Source organism: Priestia endophytica (assembly GCF_026790145.1).
GTDB classification, from domain to species: domain Bacteria; phylum Bacillota; class Bacilli; order Bacillales; family Bacillaceae_H; genus Bacillus_I; species Bacillus_I endophytica_A.
In genome coordinates this window covers 184,472-208,731 of record NZ_JALAMS010000015.1, presented here as the reverse complement: position 1 = coordinate 208,731, position 24,260 = coordinate 184,472, and the positions used below count along the sequence as shown (strand labels likewise).

The 24,260-nt window shown below is 32.3% G+C and carries 27 protein-coding genes and 1 pseudogene; 18 read left to right on the top strand and 10 right to left on the bottom strand.

The genetic code is table 11. The annotated features are described in order from the left end of the window. Positions 1–231: 231 nt before the first annotated feature. The 7 genes from MOC86_RS13025 to MOC86_RS12995 all read left to right on the top strand — a co-directional run bounded on the left by MOC86_RS13025 (position 232) and on the right by MOC86_RS12995 (position 5,527). Entirely contained in the window at positions 232–1,131 is a 900-nt protein-coding gene (locus MOC86_RS13025) for a tyrosine-type recombinase/integrase (RefSeq protein WP_419146636.1), read from the top strand. Positions 1,132–1,283: 152 nt separating this feature from the next. Continuing rightward, positions 1,284–2,198: a hypothetical protein gene (locus tag MOC86_RS13020; RefSeq protein ID WP_268584561.1), complete on the top strand. Its 915-nt coding sequence runs from the start codon at positions 1,284–1,286 to the stop codon at positions 2,196–2,198. Positions 2,199–2,398: 200 nt separating this feature from the next. After that, complete coding sequence (locus tag MOC86_RS13015) at positions 2,399–2,842, top strand: MerR family transcriptional regulator (protein WP_268584560.1); 444 nt, start codon at positions 2,399–2,401, stop codon at positions 2,840–2,842. Between the two features lie 35 nt (positions 2,843–2,877). Then, positions 2,878–3,018 (top strand): hypothetical protein, encoded by a 141-nt coding sequence (locus tag MOC86_RS13010; RefSeq protein WP_268584559.1) that lies wholly within the window; start codon positions 2,878–2,880, stop codon positions 3,016–3,018. Positions 3,019–3,148: 130 nt separating this feature from the next. Beyond that, positions 3,149–3,493: a hypothetical protein gene (locus MOC86_RS13005; protein WP_268584558.1), complete on the top strand. Its 345-nt coding sequence runs from the start codon at positions 3,149–3,151 to the stop codon at positions 3,491–3,493. 371 nt (positions 3,494–3,864) lie between these two features. Next, positions 3,865–5,151 (top strand): polymorphic toxin type 50 domain-containing protein, encoded by a 1,287-nt coding sequence (locus MOC86_RS13000; RefSeq protein WP_268584557.1) that lies wholly within the window; start codon positions 3,865–3,867, stop codon positions 5,149–5,151. 16 nt (positions 5,152–5,167) lie between these two features. Beyond that, the gene (locus tag MOC86_RS12995; RefSeq protein WP_268584556.1) at positions 5,168–5,527 is read left to right on the top strand and encodes a hypothetical protein; all 360 of its coding nucleotides are present in this window, start codon (positions 5,168–5,170) and stop codon (positions 5,525–5,527) included. Between the two features lie 273 nt (positions 5,528–5,800). Here the strand turns inward: MOC86_RS12995 and MOC86_RS12990 are convergent, their stop codons facing one another. From MOC86_RS12990 to MOC86_RS12980, 3 genes are all read right to left on the bottom strand, one after another. Further along, positions 5,801–6,490 (bottom strand): zf-HC2 domain-containing protein, encoded by a 690-nt coding sequence (locus tag MOC86_RS12990; RefSeq protein WP_151587757.1) that lies wholly within the window; start codon positions 6,488–6,490, stop codon positions 5,801–5,803. Between the two features lie 2 nt (positions 6,491–6,492). Then, the gene (locus MOC86_RS12985) at positions 6,493–6,972 is read right to left on the bottom strand and encodes an RNA polymerase sigma factor (RefSeq protein WP_151587756.1); all 480 of its coding nucleotides are present in this window, start codon (positions 6,970–6,972) and stop codon (positions 6,493–6,495) included. Positions 6,973–7,238: 266 nt separating this feature from the next. Further along, on the bottom strand, positions 7,239–8,042 hold the full coding sequence (locus tag MOC86_RS12980) for a hypothetical protein (protein ID WP_151587755.1): 804 nt from the start codon (positions 8,040–8,042) through the stop codon (positions 7,239–7,241). 538 nt (positions 8,043–8,580) lie between these two features. Here MOC86_RS12980 and MOC86_RS12975 point away from each other — a divergent pair. Further along, on the top strand, positions 8,581–10,062 hold the full coding sequence (locus MOC86_RS12975) for a DEAD/DEAH box helicase family protein (protein ID WP_268584555.1): 1,482 nt from the start codon (positions 8,581–8,583) through the stop codon (positions 10,060–10,062). 173 nt (positions 10,063–10,235) lie between these two features. Here MOC86_RS12975 and MOC86_RS12970 read toward each other — a convergent pair whose 3' ends face one another. Then, complete coding sequence (locus tag MOC86_RS12970; protein WP_268584554.1) at positions 10,236–11,489, bottom strand: hypothetical protein; 1,254 nt, start codon at positions 11,487–11,489, stop codon at positions 10,236–10,238. A gap of 387 nt (positions 11,490–11,876) precedes the next feature. Here MOC86_RS12970 and MOC86_RS12965 point away from each other — a divergent pair, with 387 nt between their 5' ends. The 3 genes from MOC86_RS12965 to MOC86_RS12955 all read left to right on the top strand — a co-directional run bounded on the left by MOC86_RS12965 (position 11,877) and on the right by MOC86_RS12955 (position 14,872). Continuing rightward, positions 11,877–12,431 (top strand): recombinase family protein, encoded by a 555-nt coding sequence (locus MOC86_RS12965; protein ID WP_268584553.1) that lies wholly within the window; start codon positions 11,877–11,879, stop codon positions 12,429–12,431. Between the two features lie 675 nt (positions 12,432–13,106). Then, positions 13,107–14,204, top strand: coding sequence for an AAA family ATPase (locus tag MOC86_RS12960; RefSeq protein ID WP_268584552.1), 1,098 nt, complete (start codon positions 13,107–13,109; stop codon positions 14,202–14,204). Then, on the top strand, positions 14,201–14,872 hold the full coding sequence (locus MOC86_RS12955) for a DUF4276 family protein (RefSeq protein ID WP_268584551.1): 672 nt from the start codon (positions 14,201–14,203) through the stop codon (positions 14,870–14,872). Before MOC86_RS12960 ends, MOC86_RS12955 begins: the two co-directional genes overlap by 4 nt. 338 nt (positions 14,873–15,210) lie before the next feature. On the opposite strand, the gene MOC86_RS12950 is transcribed toward MOC86_RS12955, so the two are convergent. The 4 genes from MOC86_RS12950 to MOC86_RS12935 are packed head-to-tail and all read right to left on the bottom strand — an operon-like array spanning position 15,211 to position 17,407. After that, entirely contained in the window at positions 15,211–15,447 is a 237-nt protein-coding gene (locus MOC86_RS12950; RefSeq protein WP_268584550.1) for a DUF3850 domain-containing protein, read from the bottom strand. A gap of 28 nt (positions 15,448–15,475) precedes the next feature. Then, positions 15,476–15,994 carry an ATP-binding protein gene (locus tag MOC86_RS12945; RefSeq protein ID WP_268584549.1) on the bottom strand — a complete coding sequence of 173 codons (519 nt, stop codon included), beginning with the start codon at positions 15,992–15,994 and terminating at the stop codon, positions 15,476–15,478. A 2-nt stretch (positions 15,995–15,996) separates the two neighbouring features. Next, the gene (locus MOC86_RS12940) at positions 15,997–16,383 is read right to left on the bottom strand and encodes an ASCH domain-containing protein (protein WP_268584548.1); all 387 of its coding nucleotides are present in this window, start codon (positions 16,381–16,383) and stop codon (positions 15,997–15,999) included. Continuing rightward, complete coding sequence (locus MOC86_RS12935) at positions 16,361–17,407, bottom strand: hypothetical protein (protein ID WP_268584547.1); 1,047 nt, start codon at positions 17,405–17,407, stop codon at positions 16,361–16,363. The genes MOC86_RS12940 and MOC86_RS12935 overlap by 23 nt, the downstream gene beginning before the upstream one ends. A gap of 196 nt (positions 17,408–17,603) precedes the next feature. On the opposite strand from MOC86_RS12935, the gene MOC86_RS12930 reads away from it, so the two are divergent. Next, the gene (locus tag MOC86_RS12930; protein ID WP_268584546.1) at positions 17,604–18,182 is read left to right on the top strand and encodes a hypothetical protein; all 579 of its coding nucleotides are present in this window, start codon (positions 17,604–17,606) and stop codon (positions 18,180–18,182) included. Between the two features lie 97 nt (positions 18,183–18,279). Next, positions 18,280–18,348 (top strand): annotated as a pseudogene (locus MOC86_RS27495) (stage 0 sporulation protein A); the annotation flags it as partial. 63 nt (positions 18,349–18,411) lie between these two features. Here the strand turns inward: MOC86_RS27495 and MOC86_RS12925 are convergent. Further along, entirely contained in the window at positions 18,412–18,729 is a 318-nt protein-coding gene (locus tag MOC86_RS12925; protein WP_019391552.1) for a winged helix-turn-helix transcriptional regulator, read from the bottom strand. A 149-nt stretch (positions 18,730–18,878) separates the two neighbouring features. Here MOC86_RS12925 and MOC86_RS12920 point away from each other — a divergent pair, with 149 nt between their 5' ends. The 4 genes from MOC86_RS12920 (at position 18,879) to MOC86_RS12905 (ending at position 21,630) form a co-directional block, all read left to right on the top strand. Beyond that, positions 18,879–19,265 carry a DoxX family protein gene (locus tag MOC86_RS12920; protein WP_268584545.1) on the top strand — a complete coding sequence of 129 codons (387 nt, stop codon included), beginning with the start codon at positions 18,879–18,881 and terminating at the stop codon, positions 19,263–19,265. Positions 19,266–19,267: 2 nt separating this feature from the next. Beyond that, positions 19,268–20,110: a VOC family protein gene (locus tag MOC86_RS12915; protein ID WP_268584544.1), complete on the top strand. Its 843-nt coding sequence runs from the start codon at positions 19,268–19,270 to the stop codon at positions 20,108–20,110. A gap of 17 nt (positions 20,111–20,127) precedes the next feature. Continuing rightward, positions 20,128–20,772 (top strand): nitroreductase family protein, encoded by a 645-nt coding sequence (locus MOC86_RS12910; RefSeq protein WP_268584543.1) that lies wholly within the window; start codon positions 20,128–20,130, stop codon positions 20,770–20,772. 144 nt (positions 20,773–20,916) lie between these two features. Further along, on the top strand, positions 20,917–21,630 hold the full coding sequence (locus MOC86_RS12905) for a glycerophosphodiester phosphodiesterase (RefSeq protein ID WP_061801930.1): 714 nt from the start codon (positions 20,917–20,919) through the stop codon (positions 21,628–21,630). Positions 21,631–21,668: 38 nt separating this feature from the next. Here the strand turns inward: MOC86_RS12905 and MOC86_RS12900 are convergent, their stop codons facing one another. Then, a complete protein-coding gene (locus tag MOC86_RS12900) occupies positions 21,669–21,911 on the bottom strand; it encodes a DUF2627 domain-containing protein (RefSeq protein ID WP_019391557.1) in 243 nt (80 codons plus the stop codon). A gap of 115 nt (positions 21,912–22,026) precedes the next feature. On the opposite strand from MOC86_RS12900, the gene MOC86_RS12895 reads away from it, so the two are divergent. Next, positions 22,027–24,072 carry a sigma-54 interaction domain-containing protein gene (locus MOC86_RS12895; protein ID WP_268584542.1) on the top strand — a complete coding sequence of 682 codons (2,046 nt, stop codon included), beginning with the start codon at positions 22,027–22,029 and terminating at the stop codon, positions 24,070–24,072. The last annotated feature ends 188 nt before the right edge of the window (positions 24,073–24,260 follow it).

Here is a 24,260-nt window from a genome sequence, read left to right as displayed (position 1 = left end):
GGTTTTATATCTTTTGTAATGTATAGTATGAGCCGATAAACTTTGACGAGGTATACTAAATATCAAATTTAAAACCAATAAACTTTTCACTTAATGACCAATGAATTTTGATGATTCTTTGGTCTTTTTATTTTGTCTTGAGAGGTGAAAAGTTTGAAGCTAACTGAGATGGAGTTTTATTTAGAAGACTTTTTAATTTACTGCTAATCGAAAAGTCTATCATCAAAAACGGTGTCTTCTTATGAACAAACTTTAAAGTTGTTTATATTGTATTTGAAAAATGAACAGGAAATTGAAGAGCCTAATAAAGTGAAGGCAGGACATATAAGACAGTATGTGAGATATGTTCAAGAAAGAGGAAAATACACGGTAGTAAGAAATGAAAAAAGCAGAAAAATAAATTGGCCTGAACATCGAACAGACTATCAAAAAAAGGTAAGTAATGTAACCATTAATAATTACCTAAGGAATATAAAAGTGTTCTTTAAGTGGCTTCACAATGAAGGAGAAATCCAAAAGAACCCTCTTGAAACAATTAAGCAAATAAAGACAGTGAGAAGACCAAAAGAAGCAATAACAGAAAAAGAATTTAAGAATCTCTTAGAGCAATTCGATTATACAAAATTCCATGGGTATCGCAATAAAATTATTGTTATGTTACTTCAAGATACAGGAATGAGAATTGGGGAATGTTTAGCTTTAAAAGTAGATGATATTGATTTTAAGCACAAAATGATTTTAGTAACTAAAACAAAAGGAAGAAAAGAAAGGTATGTTTATTTTAGTCGGAGAATGCTTCGAGAACTAAAACATTATATAAAATTCAGGGATAGATATACATCTACAAAAGTGCTTTTCCCTACAACAAGAAATACTGAGATGAGTGTTCACTCTTTTGAAAAACAATTGAAAAAAGCTGGCAGTCGAATTGGGTTGTCTATACATCCACATCAACTGAGGAACAACTTTGCTAGACAATTTTTAATGAACGGTGGAGATTTGTATACGTTAAGTAGAATTTTGGGGCACTCTTCAGTGACTATAACAGAATCAGCATATTTAGACTTAACTCACGAGGAAATTGCAAAAAAGTATCAAAATCATTCTCCATTATCTAACTGGAAAATTTAGTATGTACGAACTCTTGTTCGTTATTATAAAATATATAAAGAGATGGCATGGAGTTTGGCGGCTCTACCATCTCTACATAAAAAACAGAAGAATACACTTCATACAAATAATGATATCAAGGTATTTTCTTCTGTGCAACAGGGAGAGAGAATATGAAGTTAATGTCAGTGTTAAGTGGTCAAGGATTTGTGATGTACAATAAACATTTGGCTAAATCAGTATCAGTAAATGCAGCAATTATCTTTGGTCAACTATGTGCAAGTTATGAAAGTTTTGATGGAAAGGGGATGCTTACAGTAAAAGATAATAAGGAATATTTCTTTTTAACTAGTGACACATTACAAGAAGAGACTGCTTTGACTTATAAGCAACAGTTAAAAGCTGTTAAAGATTTAGAAGAGGCAGGTTACATAGAAACTAAATTAATGGGCGTTCCTTCTAAAAAATATTTTTCGATTACTGATAAAATTATTCAAGAGTTATTTAATGAAGTAAACTTCAGCTCTGACAAAAGGGAAGACCTAGAAGGTACATTAAACCAAGAAGCAGTAGTACAAAAGGTAACTCCTAGTTATGACGAAAGGGAAACCCTAGGATTGACAAAAAGAAACAGCAAGCCTGTACAAAATGGCTCAAGTATTAAAAAGAAAAATAAAAAAGAAAAATATAAAAATAAAAAAGATAAAATTGATAATTATCAAGGCCCTATTACCAATTTATATGATCCTCAGGTTTTTAAGTCTTTATTATTTGAAGCAACAAATAATTTTTATACTCAATTTGCAGTAGGAAGGTGGTCAAAGAAAGATTGGAATACGTTAATAGAAAAATTTGTGGATGAAACGATTGAAAGCGGTCGGTATAAAAATATTCCTGAAGAAAAGATTCAAAGCTATGCTTATGTGTCAATCAAAAATATGGCAGATCACTCTGATTATAAAAGATCTGATGAGTTTAAAGAGTATGTAGAAGTTATGAAAGAATTATCGAATAACAGTAGCTCAAAAAATCTAACATCGTATCTATACAGTAGGCTAGAAGGGGACAATGATGAGTTGCCCTATTAATTATTTATTAGAACAACAATCATTTGCTCCAGATTGAGCCAGATTGCACCTGAATTGGATTCTTGAGTAAATATACTTGTTTTATGAAGGGAATATCCTGTGGCTTAATTAGTACCTTAAAAGAATTATAGATTTTTCTTTAGGGAGTTAAGGGTTTGTGCTAAAAAAGTTATCGGTTCTAGTAGAGGGATGAAAATGTTATGAACACTTATTTAAAAGTAGGAGATGTTGCTAGTTTACTTGAAGTAACTTACTCTACCATCTCAAAGTATTATGCACTTTTTGAAAAGAATAATTACAGATTTAAGCGAAATAATCAAGGGAATCTCATATTTTCAGATAATGATGTTGAATTATTTCGCAAATTAATTCAATTGAAAAATACTCCTGATTTTACTGTTGAAAAAGCTGTAGTCCACCTTGTAGAAGAAAGCATGGTTGATACAATTGATTTAACTCGTCACATACAGAATATGACGATAAAGCACGCTGAATTGGAACAATTAATTCAATATCAGGCTCAGATTATTAAAATGCAGCAAAAACAGCAACATAGAATAGAAGAGTTATATAAAATACATGAAAAGTCAGTGAGAGAAATAGAAGAACTCATAAATCAGAAAAAACTATTCAATCAACCTTAAACTTCTATTAAGGAATATAAAAGTTCATAAATATTATGAAGAATCCTTTATTTTTAGCAAGAGATGTTGCTGAATGGATTGAACATAGCCATATTACAAAAATGTTAACTACTGTAGATGAAGAAGAAAAGCTGAGTGAACAATCAGTTTATGCAGGTCAAAGAAGAGAAATGTAGTTCTTAACTGAGGACGGATTGTATGAGGGATTATGGCAATCACTTAAGGTTATCGCAACACAATTAAAAAAACAGTTAGGAGGCCTAATGGAAATACTATCTTTATTAGGTTAAAAGGGGGTGGGATTTTTTGGGAGAATTAAAAGGGAAAATAAAAAAAGTTGAAAAAGAACTAAAGAATCAACTTTCTCAATTAGGTCAAGAAATGAATAAACAATTTAACTCAATAAATAAACAGTTAGATCGAATTGAAGAGATAACAAATAAATCCAAAAAAGATACTGAAAAATCTATAGAGGAAAGGGAGGCTCTTATTGAAAGGTTTAAAGAAGAGGTATTGACATCAGACGATGTATTATGCATTATTGATAATCTAGAAAACGGTGAAAGATTAGATTTATTAAACAAGCTATATGACCTATATTACAATTTTAATCCAGATATTCCTAAGGGCACAGAGATAGCATGGGACTAATCAAGAACTCCTTAATATATTTTTTAATAAATCGAGTATAGTTACTCGGTTTATTTTTATGCCCTTTTATTTGTTCACTAAGTTGTCACATTTTCTTATTGAAAAGTTTGAGAATCGATAAGTATAATACATAATACTAATTAACAGCCTCATAATTTACCTTCCGTGAATTAGACAAGTATCCCAAATACCCTAAAAAGCCTCTATCCAATGGATAAAGGTTTCTTTGTATGTAAAGATTTTGGAGGCTTAGTACTTTTGATACAGTTCTACTGGTTTATTTTCTACGCATTTTTACTTTTTTTCTTTTTTTCTATTTAAGAAGTTGTAAAATGTTAGTTGATGGTAAAGTTGGAAAGGGTGTTCTAGCTATGGGTAGAATTCAAGCAGACCTGAAGGATCTCGAGCAACTTGCCGAGAAAACAAAGTTGGCAAAGGCGAAATGCGAGGCTGTCCCAGCTCAGCTAAGTTGGAGTCTGTCTGGTGTTTTGTTAGAATTAAGTGGAGTATGGACGCCAGAATTAGAGGGGCTACAACAAAAACTAGAAAAAAGTATGCGAGACTATGCAGAAAAGTTAGGGGAAGCTCATCAGCTCGTTGTGAACACAAAAAATGAGTTGAAAGCAGCAGATGAAGCCCTTCTTCGAGAGTTGGGATTAGATGGGGAAATTGCTCCTCAAAAAACGTCTAAAGGAAAAGCAGAAGGAGCAAGTAAGAAGAAAAAAGAGAAAGAAGAAGGAAATGCTTTTACACAATCGTTAAAAGGAATAGGTGATGGAGCAGGAGATGCCCTTTCAGAAACATGGGATGGGATTGTTTCTTTTGCAAAACATCCTGTAGACAGTACTGTTAATACGGCTAAAGGAGTCTATGAGGCAGGAAAGCATCCAATTCGTACTTACAACACAGTAAAAGATGGGGTTGTTACTGCAGTAGATGAGAAACTTATCCATGGGGACGCTTATAGTCGCAGTCACTTTTTTTCTTATGCAGGAACAGAGATTGGACTTGCAGCTCTTGGAGACAAAGGAGCAGGTTTAGCTGTTAAAGGTGCAGGAACAGTATCCAAAACAGCGAAGGGGATGAAAGACGTTCATAAAGTAACTGTGAATCAAAGAATGCCTGCCTTGCAACCTGCTTTTGCAGGAGGAAAACCACCTGTTAATGCTCTAGATACGGGTTATCTGGGTCGTTATTTACAGAATGCCAAGGATATGTATTGGAATTTTGCTAAAGGAAAGGGCGGTTGGCGTAACGGAGAACTACCTAGTTTTGGTCCGAAATCTGTTCCTGGGCCTCCTTATCGTCAAGTATATGATGGATATCCTGCTAAAGTTAAACATGGTGCACAGGAGAAACATTTAATGGAAGCACCAAACTATAAAGAAGCAGATAAACAAGCCCAACTTAAAGGGAAACGTAGAAAAAGTGTGATGTATGGTCAGAATAATGCAGAAATGCAAAAGCTATTAGATCAATACGCAGGTACAGGTGAATCAGTTCCAAGAAGTCCAAATAAAGAAAGAGTACACTTTAATCAATACATTGGTGAATATTATGATGAAGAAAGTAAAACTTATATTCCTACAACAAATGCTATAATACACTATAGCAAAGATGGAGCTCACATTGTTCCGGCTCGTCCAGATAGTGAATAAAAAAGGAGAGAATATCATGGGGTATGATCCTTTAATTAAAGCTTTTTATTATAACGATAAAGAAACTTTAATATTAGAATGGGAAGGAGGGTTAAAGTTAGCTGGTAAACTAGATACCATATTTGAAGAGGACAATGGTTTAGATGATGATGATGAACAATTTGAAATATACGATATTGCCCTTTTTGATGTATCTAAGATTCTTACTTTTCCTGCTCCAGAATATAAAGTTGAGAACGAAATCGTAGAAGCTTTACAAAAGGTAGACCTTACAAAAGGGCAAGGCCTCTTAGAAATCTCACACTATTATGATAAACCTCATAAAATAAGTTTAGAAGATGAAACGGTGATCTGGGAGGACTCTGAACCAAGGTAAGAGACAAGAGAACTTATGGATAAATATATAAAAACCCTTACTCAATGAGTAGGGGCATTTTTTATTTTACAAAAGGAGAGCTATTGCAATTAAAATGGATGATAAGAGAAGGTATTCATAGTATGAGAAAAGAAAAAAGTTTTATTCAAATCATTTAGAAATAAAGAATAAAATCAATATTTTATCAATCAAAACAAAAAGGACCTAAGTGGTCCTTTTTTAGCTTATTCAATTAAAGTGCCTCTTTTCTTGAATAAGAAAATTGCTAAACTATTACCTGAATTCAAACATATCTTCTACTTCTTTGCTTGCTTTTGGTAAATCCATTCCTTCTTTCCAAATCAAAATGTTATCTTTTGGGGTTCCGTAGTACAAGGCTTTTATCTCAGCACCGTTATGATTTATCTCTTGAGCTTCAATATCAAAAAACTCATAACCCTTTACCATTGAATATGGTGGCTGTGCCTCTTTCTTAATTATCGGTCGTAAAGGAGTTAAGTAAAAGTTCCCGTTTTCATCCATATCGTATTTAACTCTATTCAAACTATAACCATCTGATAGTTCTATATGATAAACGATTTTACCATCTGTCAACTTACTTACATCCTTTATCTCTACAACATCAATTGGAACATTTGTGATATTCCAATGAAACAAACCAAAATACCCTAAAAAAATAAGTGATAACAATAATGCACTAATGATTAATCCTTTGATAAAGGATATAGCTTTTGAACGATTCCAGAAATCAGATATATTTTTCAACACATTACCATCACTTCTATTTTCTTCAATTTCTTTTTTCGGTAATATAATATCAGTTTGTATTCTATCTAATTCACTTTTACAACTATTACAATGGATAAGGTGTTCTTCCACCATTTTTTTGCTATCTTCACTGCAAACATCGTCATAGTACAAAGGAAGCAAATCTTTAACAATATCACATGATACTTTACTCATTTTTATTCCTCCCTTAATAGGTCTTGAATTTTATGTTTAGCTCGATGAAACGTGACTCTCGCCCAACTTTCTGTTTTCTCAAAAAGCTGGCTAATTTGTTTAAAAGACAGTTCTCCAAACACTCTTAATGTAAACACCTCTTTATAAGGCTCATCTAAGCCATGTAAGACCTTATGAATAAGGAAAGTTTTCTCCTTATTTAGTAACATTTCTTCAATACTACTTTCACATGCTTGTTCTGTTATATCATTTGTAACAAATCGCTTTTGTTTATCTAGATAAGTAAAGTATGTATTTTTTGCTATTTGACAAAGCCATACGTTAATTTTGCAATGGCCATTAAATTTATCGATACTTTTTAAAGCCTTGAAAAATGTTTCTTGAGTTATTTCTTCTGCAATCTTTTCATTACGGCTTAGTGATAATACAAACGAGTAAACATCTCGAAAATATTGACTATAAATACCCTCAAACTCTGTCACATTTCTACCTCCTTTCATATATAAGACTACGATATAGGATATTCGTTACAAAAATAAAAAAATTGGCAGACGTATAGGTCTGCCTTTAAAACATAATAAAATACCTTGTGTTATTCAATTATCTGGCCCGTTTATTGAACAAATTAAACAAATTCTTCAATTAACCTGTAACGTTAGTTCAATAAAATTCTCATTTTATTAATCAAAATAAAAAAGGACCACTTGGGTCCTTATATGAAAGCTTTGGTTTACCATCACCACTTTTGTTAATTAGATTTATAGTGTTTTTTTACAATATGTTGGTCAAGTTGCACGACAACCCTTCTGATAGTATCAATTGCTTTTGATAAGAATTTATTAGATACAACTATTTCATCATCAATTACTTCAATTTCACTTGGGATATGTAGATATTGATCTGGTCTTACAACTCCGGTATTATGGGCAACAATATTTCTTACTAGATATATTCCTTTTAACACTTCTAGATCATTTAAATCAATATTGTATTTTAGCATTTTATCTAAATATTTTGCCCAATCATTTAACTTAAAATGTCCCACTTTATTCATTTCTTTATTAATTAGGAGACTTAGAGGATCTTCTAGATTATCTAAAATTTCGTTAGTATTAAAATTATTTTTTTCGGTCTTAAGCATAGATGGATTTTTTCTAAATAACTCTGAAAATGCCTGATATAAATATGTTTCCAATGTTCCCCAAACAAATACAGTTAGTATAGAAAATATATATTTATCCAAGATAGAGTGCTCTTCGTGTGAGTAATCCATTGACGCTTTAATTAACATTAATTCTCTTTCATTAAGTTCAAGCTCTATTAATTCTTCTTCTGATTGAATATTGTCCTCTGATTTTTCTCCATTTAATACTTTTCCTATTTTTGTTAATATATCCTGATGCTCTTCTAATTCTGATTCTAATCCTTTTATGCTGACACTTAGTAGAGTTTCTGTACGCCAAATAGATATTAAAAACCTCTTAAGTGCATTTGTTTCATAAATTTTTTGTTTATCCTCATTTACTACTGTCTTTTCTATCTGTGATTCCATTAATTAATCTCCTTAAATACAATTTCCTACAATATTACCATAATTATAATGAGTTTATAGTGTTTTCTTAGCCATTAGATTAATAATATAAAATTTTCATTTTATATACAGGGTTCTAGCATAGAAGGTTAAAGCTTCAGTCGGCGAAAACCGCGCCGCCTTCATCTTCAACCTGTGTCCAAGAGTTCATCAGGCAGAAAGCGCGCCTGTTGAATCTTGTACACTTGATAGTTTTTAAAAAGAATAAATAAAAAAAGCTTTAGTCAGAACTAGTAGTCAATCTGAGTACAAATTTGTATATGAGTATATATACTCGTGTACAGTTTTGTGCTCATTCATTAGATGTTTTCCCCTTTTTTGTCTCTTTATAAAGGCACTGAAACCAAAAAAGTTATCTTTGTTATTTAAAATAGAACAATAACATATTTGGTTTCAATTTATAGAAAATAAAAATAAAAAAGTTCTCCAGTTTAATTTACGTTTTCAATACTCTAGATAGAATACTCATGTAATGAAAACTAATCTGGAGGAATGAACTATGGAAAATAAAATTTATGTAAGTGATGTAATTACTACTGATGTCATAAAAAAATTAGGGAAAGGGAGAAATTATATTATCAGTTCAGAAATGAATAGTGGAAAAAACTATTGGGTGAGATATATCCTTCTTCCCTTTGCTGATGAAAATAATAAACGAACTTTAATACTATCCCATAGAAGAAATACTTTAGATCAACAATTAGATTATCTTGAAGAGTATAAGTGGGAACGCTTACGTCAATTTAAAGGTGGTATGTTCGATATAAGATCATACCAGCAGTTTCAGAATATGATTAAAAGAAACGATCCAATGATTCATAGTTATGACTATATCATTTGCGATGAAGCTCATTACTTCGTGAGCGACAGCTCTTTCAATACGAGAACAGAACTATCTTTTGATTTTTTGAATGAAAATACTGAAGCTATAAAAATCTTTATGACGGGTACTTCAGATGGTCTTTACTACCTGCCTTGGGAAAATAAATTAGAAGTGCTACATGAAGCAAACTACTATAACAATCAAGTTAAGGATATGTATCGTTATGAACAAAATGAAACAGCTTCGGCAGTAGTTCAAAATGAAGTCGAAAAAGGAAATAAAGTCATTATTTATCATAATTCCAAAGATACAATGGATGACTTTGATATCGGGAACAGCAAAACTTTGCATTCTGGAAATCGTGAAAATTCATTGGAATTCAAACAGATTGCTGAAACTCGCCAATTTGAGTGCGATGTTCTTAATACAACCAAACTTATGACTGAAGCAACAGAAATCAAAGATGAATCAATTGAATCTGTTGTTATACATGGAATCAGTGATATTGATACATTCGTTCAAGCTACTGGACGAGTTAGAACTCAGAAAGTAAATGTTTATTATAAACGTATTTCTAAGAGATCTATTCAAGCAAAGCTTCGTTATCTTAGAAAACAACTTCATTATTTTGATGAATTTGTAGAACTTGGTGAAATTGAGTTCATTAAAGAATATGGCCTTGATGTAATTAACAAATCTATGAAGGCCTTCTATCTTGCTACTAGAATGCATCCAGTTAGCTATGAAGAGTGTCCTCAATTAAAAGTTCATAAAACAGGTCTAGCATATTTATGTTATCAAGAAGAAATGTACGAATTTATGGACAGATATGGATTTGAGGCGTTTTTTGAGAAGTATTTTCCTGATATTCAATATTACGATTTAGAACAACTTAAGAGAGAAGACCTCATTCAATTAGATATGGTCGATAATTACATTGATAAAAAAATCTTTAGAGAACAGCAGCAAGAATTAATAAATGTAATTTGTAATAAGTATGGATTACGAGGTAAAAATGGCTCAATAAAAGTGGGGATGAAAACTATTAATTCATTCTTTGAAGAGAATAATATTCCTTTTATAATCAAAAGTGAAAAAGATAATGTGAGAAGTTCAGAAACTTACGGAAAAAGATATTGGATACTTAAGAATAACTGATGGTATATTTTGATATTAAATAAAGGTTGGCTCTTTATAGTGTGAGCTAACCTTTTATGTACTTAATCTATGTAAGATTATTTATTATTATCTTTTAGAGAAATTTAAAAATCTCATTATTATAAGTGAAAATAATTAAATATAAAAAGAGTGCATAAGAGCACTCTTAAAAGTTAAGATTGATATAAAGTTTCTTTATCTAATTCTTTATATTCTCTAAGTTCTTTGGGCTCCCGAAATTTCTTGGGATTTCTAATATTCTTACGCTTTCTAAATTCTTTAAGTTCTGCCATAACCTGTGACTGTTCATGTTCTAATTTAGATTCATCAAAGTCAAGGCTTTTAAGATCTTCCATTACTTGTAAATGATCTTGCTCACTCATAGTATTGGAGCCTGGTTTCCAATTAGTTGAGGATGCTTTTTCATAAATATCTAAACTACGAAGAATACGATTTGGTTCACCAGAAAAATTCTCCGTTTGATTAGTTTTAAACGAATTGTTAATTGCATCATTTAGCATTTTTTTCATTAGTATCACTCCTTCTTTAAGTAAATCGGGTGTGATGAAATCGCCATAATAAGTATTAATATTTGGTAGTATAAACATATCATTATTATCTTTCATGTTCAACCAAATCCTGTAATCTTCAACAAGGGATTCTTTTAAGAGGTATACTTTGTCCCAAGAACTAGCACTTTGGAATTCAGGAGAACGTTTATTCATTAAATGGGCGTAACCATGCTGAAAAAACCAATTGTAAATATCTGCAGCATTTTTTAAACCTAAGGAATCAAAAAGCCTCCCATGTAGTATATGACCGTATTCATGTTGGAGTGATTGGGCACATCGCTCATTTACCGTTAAAAGTTTCAAATTATCTAGAAGTTTACTTTGTTCATCTGGGTTCATTGAACCTTGCTTTAAAACTAGATCTGTAGCAATATTTTTGTAAGTATTTGTCAATCTGGAGTTTTCTTGTTTTGTGTCCTGTGGAGAAAGAAGAATGACCTCTTCTTGTTTATTTCTATATACCATTGCAGATGTATTAAGATTACCAAGTCCATTACCATTAGAATATCGAAAGTATAGATTATAAATTTTTACTTTTGAAAAATCAGCTGCTAAAGAAGCTTGTCTACGTTTAGCGATCTTATAACCACCAAACACCTCAAATTTAGGTCTTGGAGGATAGCCATAAGAAATTTCAAAACCAGGTTTTAATAAGTTTGTTAGCATAGCAGTTTTTTCTCTTAGATTTTTAACGATTTTTTCTTTTTCAAATGAGTGAGAAGTTAATATCTCATTAAAGCCATTATCTAATTCTTTATTATCGTATAAATCTAGCCTAGTATATTCTAGGGAATCTTCCGAATTGTTTCTCATAACGTTTTCCTGAACCACTGCTACAATTAATTTACCCTCCATAAGTCCTCCTAAAAAGTCTTTTTACCTAATTTTAACACAAGAAAATTAAATCAAGACTAAAAAAGTTAGTGATAACTCGTTCAATAGGATACTTAAGTTGTTAATGTAAATATCTAATGGGTTTGAGAGGAACCTTTTAGTAAAATGAGAACATTATTGAATTAGTGGTTCATTTATGAAGAAAGTAATCTAGAGTATAAAGAAGTATAAGGAAGTAATAAACATATTATTCGTTTTTTGCTTGCACTTGTGTCTAAAAGTATTAACTTATGTACACCAGAGAATTTACCCTGAAAATATTCAGATAACCTTGTGTACGTTGTCTAAAAGTTAGTATATAATTAAAAGTATAAAACATTATAGACTTTTAGACAGGAGAATTGTTTTATGGCTTTAATTGGATATGCTAGAGTGTCTACTATAGGACAGTCACTTGAAAATCAAATCGACTTACTAAAGGATTATGGCTGCACTAGAATATTTCAGGAAAAACAGTCTGGATCAAAATCAAATAGAGAGGCACTCCAGCAAGCATTAGAATATATGCGAGAAGGGGATAAACTTATTGTAACTAAAATAGATCGACTTGCTCGTTCGGTTAAAGATTTACATAACATCGCTAGTCAATTAGAAAATAGAGGTATTGGACTCGTCTTTTTAAAGGAACAAATCGATTTTTCAACTCCATCAGGTAAATTAATGTTTACCATGCTAGGAGCGATTGGTGAATTTGAAAGAGATTTAATTAATGAAAGAACAGCAGAGGGAAGAGAAAGAGCTAAAAGACAGGGAAAACATATGGGAAGACCAGGCCAACCACCTAAGAATTTGCAACGTGCTTTAGAACTCTTTGCTAATCGAGAGGAAAGTGGGATTAGTGTTAATGATATAGTAAAGATGACTGGTGTCCCAAGAAGTACCATATACGCAAAAAAGAGATAAAACTGTTTTTAATTATTGAGATCTAATCTGAATAAAAGCACTTATCTCATAGGTATCCCTTTTATTTTTCCCCCGCGGGGCGTTTTGGGATGTTTGTAGTGAATGGACTCTCCCATGTTATCCCTCTTGCTAGTAGGTTTTTTTCTAAAAAGACAGGGCGATAGCCTAACGAGATATCATTATAATTAATTGAAGAAAAAACTGTGATTAATTCAGTAATTTAGTTGTTAAAAATTCAATTTCATAATGTACAAAAGATCCGGAACAATATATTCAAGCATTAGAAATATAATTCAAAAGTGATGAGATGATTGCGAGAATGTTTTGAAATATAAAAGTAAAAGGTCATCTCTGATAAAAAGGTTACAATTTTTTATTTTCTATATAATGTTTTTTGTTTATATATCCTCATCTCTTACATCTAATAAAGGAACACCAATAAAATGAACTTTGTTATAACTAAAAGGGCTTGTAGAAGTAATATTAAGAAGGTAAAAAGAGAAGCTTATTATCTCTTTTAAAAACTATTCAAACGTTAGAATTTTGTAAGGAAAACTGAATCTAATGTATACTTATTTATTCTGGGATTTTATAAGAATCAGAATGGTTAGAATTACTTAGAAAATTGATACCAATGATATATAATTAAACTAGAAATTCTGAGGAGGAAATTCAATGCCTGGTTTAGATAATATTAAACTTAATGGGTATAAATCCATTTTGGATTTAGATTTAAAGTTAAGACCGCTTAACGTATTAATTGGGGCAAATGGTTCTGGAAAGTCGAACTTTATATCATTCTTTAAGCTCTTGAATCATTTAGTTAATGAAAACTTGCAAAATGCTGTAGCAAAATCTGGAGGAGCAAATACATTATTTTATTTTGGTACGAAAAACACTGAAAAAATTCAATTTAATTTGCGATTTGGACGAAATTCATATCGTGTTAGTTGGGAGATATCAGACGATTCAAGGTTGTATTTTTCTTCTGAAACATTGGGATTTTTAGGGGAGCGTTATGATACACCTTTATTAGTACCTTTAGGAGCAGGTCATTTTGAAACAGAGATTAGAAAAGAATCAAAAAGACATTCAAACAGAGTTGTAATAGCAGATCATGTTATAAACAATCTAAATGGATGGAAAGTATATCACTTTCATGATACCAGTGATACTTCAAAGATGAAACAAGCATGTCCGGTTAATGATAATAAATATTTTAGAGAGGATGCCTCTAATCTTGCTGCTTTTTTATATAAAATGAAAAAGAATAATCCGGAAAACTACAACGCGGTGTTGCAAACTGTACAATTGGTAGCTCCGTTTATTAGAGATTTTGATTTATCGCCTATGGAATTAGATAAAGACAAAATTCGTTTAAAGTGGTTACATACAGAATCTGATGAGTATTTTGACAGCAGTCAGCTATCTGATGGAACATTAAGATTTATCTGTATAGCAGTGTTATTATTACAACCAGACTTACCATATACTGTTATTTTAGATGAGCCTGAACTTGGATTGCATCCTTTTGCTATTAATTTGTTAGCTTCTCTTCTAGAGAGTGTTTCTAAAAAAACACAAGTAATTATCTCAACACAATCGCTTTTACTTCTAGATAATTTTGAGCCTGAAGATATTGTTGTAGTTGATTATGTAGATAATACTTCAAAATTCCGACGCTTAAATAGTGAGGATTTAACAGATTGGCTTGATGAATATTCGATTGGTGAACTATGGGAGAAGAACTTGCTTGGAGGTAGGCCGAAATGATTAAACAAGTGATGATTTTAGTCGAAGGCCAAACTGAAGAAGCCTTTGTAAACCGGGTTCTACAACCATACCTTAATGAAAAGGGTATTTATTTAAGTACTACTATGGTTTGTACTAAAAAAGTAAAGGGGGTACGTAGACATAGAGGTGGCATAGGTGATTACAATCAAGTGAAAAGAGATCTTGCTGCACTTTTAAAATCCTCACATTTTAATTTAATAACTACATTTCTTGACTACTATGGTCTACCAAGCAATTTTCCAGGCCAAAGCACACTCCCTAATGGTGATTGCTATGCTAAAGTTGCCCATCTAGAAAAAGAACTAAAACAAGATATAGGTAGTACTAATTTCTATCCTTTTGTTATGTTGCATGAATTTGAAACAATGATATTCTGCGATATATATTCGTTAAGTGACTTTTTTAGCGATAAAATTAGGAGATTAGATAGGTTAAATAACATCTTTAATGAGTATAAAAATCCCGAATTGATAAATAATTCACGCGAAACAGCACCTTCAAAGAGAATATTAGCAGAGCTTGAAAACTATGAGAAGCCATTACATGGACCTATAGCAATAAAAAATATTGGAATTGATAAAATTAGAAAGTTATGTCCTCACTTTAATGAGTGGTTAAATTATATTGAGAGTTTCCAAGTTTCTTAGAGAAGGGAAAGATGTTTTTTTATTATCTTTCTATTAAACTCAAAGTTGTTACAAAAATTAAAATATGAAATTTTTTAGGTGAGTTGCTACCTCAAAATAAATAAGATTAAGTCCATTACATCTAATTTAACTAATTAATGTTTTGATTGAACAAGAAGTTGCCTACAGTAATTATTATTGTTTAGCTTGGAGAATTATCAATGCTTTTTGTGGCTAATATAAAATATTAATTCTATTATTGGGAGATGTAAAGAATATTAATTTCTATTTTTATATTAAAGGGAAAAGAAAAAAGACGACTCATTCAAGTTGTCTTTTTTCTTTTGAACAGGATTCAGTTATAGAAGTTTAAAACTAAAAACCACATAATTATCCTTTTGTTCATAGTCGGTAATATAAAGGATCTCTATGTTAGTTTTCCTTCCTGTATATTCTTTTTTTTCATTGTCCCATTCGTTTAAGATAACTTTATCTCCTACACGGAAATCTCGGTCATTCTTTCTTATTTCAAAAGTTTTAATTCGTTCTAGAACAGGAGTGAAAAATTCTTTATTAATTTTCAAATTATGAAGCATAACAATAGCCACCTCTAGTGAAAGCTCTTTAGTTAGTTATAAAATTCAATAACTCTGATAAAGGATGTTTTTCATCATATATGAATAGGTTAATTCCCTTTTCAGTTGAATATTTCATTGCTTGTTGCATTTCACAAAATTGAAGATTTTCTAATAGTTTAATGGGATAGTCAGTACCATCTCTTTTTAATAAGCGTTCCCTAATAATAGTAGGATTATTTTTCATAAATATAATTTTAGTCATATCAGTATTTTCAAAGGTAGTAAAAGGCAATGGAGTTATCTCCCTCTTGACATCTAACAAGCAAAAGTGACCATCTAATAACAACTTAGATATTCCTAGTTCTAAGTTATTTAATTCATTTTTCCATAATTCTTGGTTTTGTGAAATATTTTCAGTTTTCTTGTTAGAACTATCAAGTTTTTTCCCAGCCTGTCTAATTAAATCACTGACTGAGATAGATTTAATATCAATGAAGCTCTTAAGTTCCTTTGCCAAAGTTGATTTTCCTACTCCGTGTATACCAGATAAGAAAATATATTCCACTTTTAAAACCCTCCATTTGTATAACAAAATGATTGAGGAGCGACCTTTAGATTACTATCAAATTCATATAAGTCTAGAGGAGTTTGATATGGCTTAAAATCTTTAATTTGAATCGCAAACCCTTTTGGTTTATTTTGGAAATAGTCATTAAAGTAGCTTTTGGTTATTCCTGAATATTCTTTTGTTTTTTTCCATATATTCTCGGGGTTGTCCATTAATATATTTTCTATCTCAAATTCCCCAACAACCTTCCCATAGGGCTTAGTTGCATAAACTACAATAGAGGAAATATCTTTTCTTTTAAAGATGCTCTTTCTATATTCAAACTTTTTCTTTCCCAAGACTATTTCTTCTACAAATTCTGGCTTAATTGATAATAAAACTTTCATTTACTTCACCTAATTCTATAATCTTTTTAAACTGAGCGTCTGTTAGGGAGAGAAATCCAGCATAATCATCCTGACTCATTACTTTATTTTCTAATAGATCATTTCTAACAATGCGTTTAGGCAACGAAATATTATAAAGCATTTTAATGATATGAGGATACTTTTTCTGATTCCAAAAGTAACTTAATTCTCCTTGATTAAATATAGTGCCTTTTCCACAATATTTAATGAACTCTTCTAGTGTATCAAATTCTCTAATATTTCTTGTTTCTAATACTGTACAAACTGAAGTCGCAACAGAACTCCATTTAGCACTTCTATTATTTTCAGCTGTTCTATAGATAACAATTAAATCTCCAGGGCTAATAGATTCCATTCCAACCATTCCAGCTAAATAAACTTTTTGTATTGTGTTTGTAAAAGATAAATCTTCAACTTTATGATCTTTTTCAGTCTGTAATCTGGAGTATGGAAATAGTTTTGTATGATATTTTGGGTAGATGGATAAAAGAAACTTGGATTTACCTTTAGTTTGAATGCGGGGAAAATCTTTATATATATTATTACTTATTTCTAATGTTTTTACATAGATTAATTCCCCGTTTGTTTTACTACCCCAAAGATGAAATCCAAATCTTTCAAATAATTGAATAAGAGGCTGTTGCTTTTCAAATATAGTTACATAGCATTCATCATAACCATCTTCAATCATTTGCTTTAAGATTAAACCCATAAATCTCTGACCTAGTACTGTCCCATGAGCATCTATCTTAAAGGTACCAATTTTGAGACGCCTTTTCTTTTCAAATCTAGGGGTAATGGTATAATCAGCCTCATTTTCCTCTTTTAGATACAAAAAGCCCATTAAATGCTTTTCTTTTAGAATATAAGCCTTTTCACCTTGAAGAGATTTTTTCTCAAACCATTGATTGAAACCATCATAGTCGCTAGCTAAACTAGAGAAGAAAGAATCATTTACATCTATTCTGGAAAATTCAACATACTCAATTACATCATTACTCATTAATATATACCTCCTAATCTTACCTCACATATTATATGTAATCAAACAAATGTTCGTTAAGGGATTTAGAAATCTTTGCTAATTAAATTATAACAAAATGAATAGATATTAAGTATTAATAAAATTGAACTATATAAAATGTTTTAGCGCTTTACATATGGTTTTTACTAGATATAAGTATTAAGAGGTGATTTTTATGTACTATGTTTATATTCATAAACACAAATTAACAGGAGAAGTAGTATATTGCGGAAAGGGTTCCAATCAACGTTATAGAGACTACAATAGTAGGGGAGAAGAACATATAGAATTAATGAAAGAAGGACAACTGGATTACATTGTTGTTAAATACTTTCAGTATGAAAAAGAAGCGTATATATATGAAGAAGAACTTACAAAGAAATATAAAAAAGAGGGACAATGTCGATTCAACACTTATATAGGAAGAAAAGCTACTGAAAACACTAAACGTAAACTTTCTGAAGTTCTAAAAGGTAAAAAGAGAACGAAAGAAACAAAAGAGCGTATAAAACAAAATCATGCCAGACCCCTCGCGAAAAAAGTATCTATGTATAAGGATGAAGTATTAATTAGAATCTTTAGAAGTGCAAGAGAAGCAGGAGTTTATGCTGCTGAAAATGGAATTTGTTCTTATGGTTGGTGCGGAAGAAGTCTTAAAACTGGAGAAATTACTAAACCCACCAAAAATTTTCCTGTAGGGGGCTATCTCTTCCAGTATGAAGATGCTAAAATAGAATTAGAAAAAGCTCAATGAATTTTAGAGATGAACCAATAAATTATTGGTCATTTAAGTGAAAATACTAAATTTGATATTGATATATTAATGTTCAATAACCTTTGTGTGTAAGTAAAAACCAAAGTGTAGCGAATTTATCGCAATGGTAGCGGATAAATTACGCCTTGAGCATAAGGCCAGTTGAAAGGGTTAGACTTTTTTTTCTGCAAAAAAAGACCAATGATTATTCATTGGTCTTTTTTGTCATTTAGTTTTGCGCTTCTAACCAGTTCTGTGACCACTTCTCAATTTCATTCATGAGTGGTTCTAGTGCTGCTCCTTTTTCCGTTAAGGAATATTCAATTCTCACGGGTGTCTCAGGAAACACTTCGCGCTTTACAATTCCTTCATGTTCAAGATCTTTTAAGCGTTCAGACAGCACGCGACCACTAATTCCAATGGATGATTCAATATGACAAAAGCGCTGTGGACCTGTTAGAAGTTGATAAATAACTAATCCAGTCCATCTTTGACTTAATATGCTCATAGCTTTTTCGAAACGTGGGCAAATTAATGATCTATCCAAATGTATCACTCCCTACTTTCTATTATAATCATTAAAGTGAATAATTAAATGATTTTGACTCAGAAAGTTACTTGACATAAATTAATATCGAAAATATAATAGCTTACATAAAGTAAGCTACTAACAAACAGAGAAAAGGAGAAAGTATAATGACAGGATATAGAGTAGGTTCAGCACTTTTACGTGTGTTTTTAGGAATTACATTTTTTATTCATGGACTTCAAAAATTTCAGGGAGGAATTGAAAATACGGTCGCTTTCTTTGAAAGTGTCGGTTTTCCAGGATTCTCTGCTTACGTTGTAGCAACAATTGAACTAATTGGTGGAATCCTTATGGTTTTAGGTGTTGGAACCCGTATTATTGCAGCTTTGTTCTTCTTCGTTTTAGCAGGAGCTATTCTAAAAGTTAAGCTATCAGCAGGCTTTGTTGGTGGATATGAAGTTGACCTAGCGTTACTTGTTATGGCTGTTCATCTAGCAATTGTTAAAAACACAGCATATTCACTTGAAAATTTGTGGGCAAAGAAGGAAAAATAAAGATGAAATTTCAACGCTATCCAATTCAACATGTGGAACTTAAAGTTGAAAATTTAGAACGATCCCTTTCTTTCTATAAAAAAGTGATTGGCTTTTCTGTATTAGAAAAAACGGAGAAAGAAGCTTTTCTGACAGCAGATGGTGAAACAAGTTTGCTTTCTTTAAAAGAGCTTGAACACTATAGTCCAAAGCAAGGAAAAACAACAGGACTTTATCACTTTGCTATTTTATTACCAGAGCGGATGTACTTAGCTTCCATTCTGAAGCACTTTTTGAAGCAAGGCATTGAGCTTGGCGCATCTGATCACCTCGTAAGTGAAGCACTTTATTTATCAGATCCAGATGGAAACGGAATTGAAGTATATGCTGATCGTGATTCATCAACATGGAAGTGGCAAAATAATGAAGTTGTTATGGATACAAAACCACTTGATGGACACAATCTTTTAAATGAGCTTCCAAAGGATGAAGAGTGGAAAGGTCTCCCGCATAAAACTCTTATTGGACATATCCATCTTCATGTTCGTAGTCTTGAAGAAGCAGAGAAGTTTTATAAAGAAGGTTTAGGTCTTGATATTGTAACGAATTACGGAGGGCATGCGCTTTTTCTTTCTTTTCATCGTTATCATCATCATATTGGAGTTAACGTTTGGGCAGGTAAGGATGCTAAAAATCCAAAACCTGAACATGTAGGTTTAAAATCATTTGCTCTTTTTTACGATACGAAAGAGCAAAGAGACAAAGCGATTGAAAGATTAATTTCTCTTGGGTTCCATGTAAAAGAACAAGATGATGTATTTACAGTCGAAAACGAGAGTGGAAATAAAATAAAATTAGTTTTCTGATATAAGGAGGAGAAACGATGGGATTTTTACAAAAAGTGTTCGGAAGTGAACAAGAAGAAACAAAAGGAACTAACTTTTATGAGGCTGTAGAAAGTCGACGTTCAATTTATGGGATTAGCAATGAGCAAGTTATCTCAGATGAAAGATTGAAAGAAGTTATGGAACATGCTGTAAAACATACACCATCTTCTTTTAATTCGCAAAGTGCATCTGTTGTCGTATTAACAGGGGAAAGCCATAAAAAACTTTGGGATATTACAACAGAAACGCTTCGTAAAATTGTGCCAGAAGATGCTTTTAGCGAAACAGAAAATAAAATGAATGGCTTTAAAAGCGGTTATGGGACTGTGCTGTTTTTTGAAAATATGGATGTTGTCCAATCACTTCAGGAACAGTTCCCATCATATGCAGAAAACTTTCCACTCTGGTCTTTACAATCAAGTGGAATGTTGCAACACGTTATTTGGACAGCACTGGAAGTAGAGGGATACGGCGCATCTCTTCAACATTACAACCCATTGATTGATGAAGAAGTGAAGAATGAGTGGAATGTACAAGGAAATTGTAAATTGATTGCCCAAATGCCGTTTGGGAAGTCAACTAGCGCACCAGGTGAGAAAACGTTCAAACCATTAGCAGAACGAGTTTCTTTCTATAACTAATGAAAAAAGCTAACCACTTACTTGTGGTTAGCTTTTTTGTGTGAGCGAAAAAGGAAAGGAATGATTCTAGCAGTAGAACATTTACTGAAAATCATGTAAAGTAAAAGCGTACAGAATATGCAAAAACTTAAGGGAGTGAGAAGTATGGAAATTATCGGCCACCGTGGTGCAGCAGGAACATGTCCTGAGAATACAATGGTTTCATTTCAACGAGCAATTGAAGAAGGTGCAAGTGGAATTGAACTTGATGTTCATCTTTCAAAAGACGGAGAAATTATTGTTATTCATGATGAAACAGTAGACAGAACAACAGATGGCAAAGGATACATAGGAGAACTCACTTACAAAGATATTCGCAAGTTAAATGCAAAATATAAGTTTAAAGAGCATAATAAATGTATGGTTCCATCATTGCCTGAAGTGTTTGAATGGGCAAAGGAAGAAACGTTTTTTATAAATATTGAATTAAAAAATAATGTTATCGAATATCCGCTTTTGGAGTGGAAAGTGATTGATTTAGTTCATCAATATGGATTGAAAGATCGAATTGTTTTTTCTTCTTTTAATCATAATAGTTTGGCACGCGTACTTAGCTATGACTCTCGTTTTGAAACAGCTGTTTTGTATTCCCATAAACTTTTTGAACCGTGGCACTATGCAAAACATCTAGGAAGTGATGGTCTTCATCCAAATAGTAGGAACGTTACAGAGGTTGTTGTTAAAGCAGCTCATAAAGAAGGTCTTAAAGTCCGTCCTTACACAGTGAATAAAAAAGAGGAAATGCTAGAAATGAAAAAAGCTGGATGTGATGCAATTGTGACAGATTATCCTAAAAGGGCTATTGAGTTATTGAAATAACGACTAAAAGGCGGCTGTTTCCCGCCTTTTTTGTTCATCTACTTCCAAGGCCGTTGGAAGCGGCGCTGAACTTTTTTTCGTTTCCGATCGCGATAAAGAACAAACCCTGCTACAAAGCTTAGGCCGCTTGCAAATAGAATAAAGCCTATGAAAAATTGCAGTGGAAGGGAAGTAAAAGGTTCGACAGTTTGACCAAAAAGCATATCTCGCATCAATTTAATCCCAAATGCAGCAATAACCCCTGGGATAACCATAACAAGCAAAGCAATAATACGAATCATATAAAGTATGCTCCTTTCCTTAAAGGCGTCGATATAAATATATTCGAGTTTTTGATTTGCTTATCCTTTTTTAGAAAAAAGTAAAACGACTTTTATAAACGATAAGGTGATGTTAATGCAAAATGTATTAATTGTTGGAGGTGGAAAAGGAGGGACTTCTCTTCTTAAATTGCTTCTCCAGTCCGATTCATTTAAAGTAATCGGAATGATTGACTATAACGAATGGGCAGAGGGGGTGTTACTCGCACAAAAGGAACGAATCTCAACAGGAAGAGAATGGAGTTCTTTTTTAACAGAGGCTGTTGATATTGTTATTGATACAACAGGAGATGAGAACGTATTTCAAAAAATACGAGCAAAAAAACACAATCATACTGTTCTTATTCCAGGAACAGTTGCTTTCATTATTGCTTCTCTGCTTGAGGATAAGGAAGAACTTATTGAAACTCTGCAGCAAGAATCATATAAACAAGAGCTCATTTTTAATGCAACACATGACGGAATGATCGCGATTGATGAAAAAGGGATTGTAACTCTTTTAAATGAAAGTGCAGAGCATATGACCAATTTAAAAGCAAAGGACGTTGTTGGTAAGCATATTCATGAAACAATGCCATCAAGTGAGCTTATTGAAACTCTTCATACAAGGCGAGTTGATAAAGATCAAAAATTCACTCTTGATAACGGGAGAAATATCATCACATCACGCGTTCCTCTTGTGGATGAGAAAGGACATCTTTACGGAGCTTTTTCAATTTTTAAAGATGTGACAGATGTTGCTCATTTAGCAGAAGAGCTTACAAATGTAAAAGAGCTTCAAACAATGCTTCAAGCAATTATCCAATCTTCTGAAGAAGCAATCTCTGTTGTGGATGAGAAAGGACACGGTATTTTAATTAATAAAGCATATACAAAGATGACAGGATTAAAAGAAGAAGATGTAATCGGCCTTCCGGCAACGGCAGATATTTCAGAAGGGGAAAGCATGCATATGAAAGTGCTTAAAACACGTCGTCCTGTCCGCCGCGTTCGGATGAAAGTTGGTCCACATAAGCGTGATGTTTTCGTGAACGTGGCACCAGTTATTGTAGACGGAATTTTAAAAGGAAGCGTTGGTGTTATCCATGATGTATCTGAAATTACAGAGTTAACGAATGCTTTGAAAAGAGCACGCCAAATCATTCGTACGCTTGAAGCGAAATATGCATTTGAAGATATCATTGGTTCATCAGAAGCATTCATGCTCTCAATTCAGCAGGCAAAGTTAGCGGCAAAGACGCCTGCTACAGTGCTTCTAAGAGGAGAATCTGGAACGGGAAAAGAACTTTTTGCGCATGCTATTCATAATGAAAGTGACCGAAAATATAACAAATTTGTTAGAGTGAACTGTGCGGCTATCCCCGAATCTTTACTTGAAAGTGAACTTTTTGGTTATGAAGAAGGAGCATTTTCAGGTGCAAAGAGAGGGGGAAAGAGAGGGCTTTTTGAAGAAGCTCATAACGGAAGTATCTTTCTAGACGAAATTGGGGAACTTTCAGCAAATACGCAAGCAAAGCTTTTACGTGTTCTACAAGATAGTGAAATCATCCGTGTTGGCAGTACTGTGCCAAAACCAATTGACGTAAGGGTTATTGCAGCTACAAATGTCAATCTTGAACGAGGTATTACAGAAGGTAAAATACGCGAAGATTTATATTATCGTTTAAGCCAAATTCCGATTCAAATTCCTCCTTTACGCGATCGCAAAAAAGATATTAAAGAACTTTGTGATCACTTAATTCGAAAAATTAATGCTGATTATGGACGCAATGTAGAAGGAATTACAGATAGAACGCTAGCTTATTTGCAATCGTATGATTGGCCAGGTAATGTTCGTGAGCTTGAAAATGTGTTAGGAAGAGCAATTATTTACATGGAAATGAATGAACAATTGATAGATGTTGAACATATTCCGACTCTTGAAAGAAAGAAAAAGGTAGCTTCGAACGATGAAAAGAAAGTAGCAACAGATAAGTCGTTAGCCGTTCTTTTAGAAGAGCATGAAAAGAAAATTTTAGCCCAAGCCTTAGCAGAAAATAAAGGAAGCAGAACAAAAACAGCAAAGCAACTTGGCATCTCCATTCGCTCTTTTTACTATAAACTAGAAAAATATCAGCTCTAAATTCTACACAAAAATAAAATTCATGTTATAATTTGCATGCAGTAAATTGCTCAACCTGCAATTTATTGCATGTTTTTTCTTTTTCAACGAGTGATATTTCATACATATAGTGCTGGCACGCTTTTTGCATAAGTATAGAGAGTAGAGCAAATTTGCTCGTATCTCGTAAAAAACAAAGTAAGTTTGCA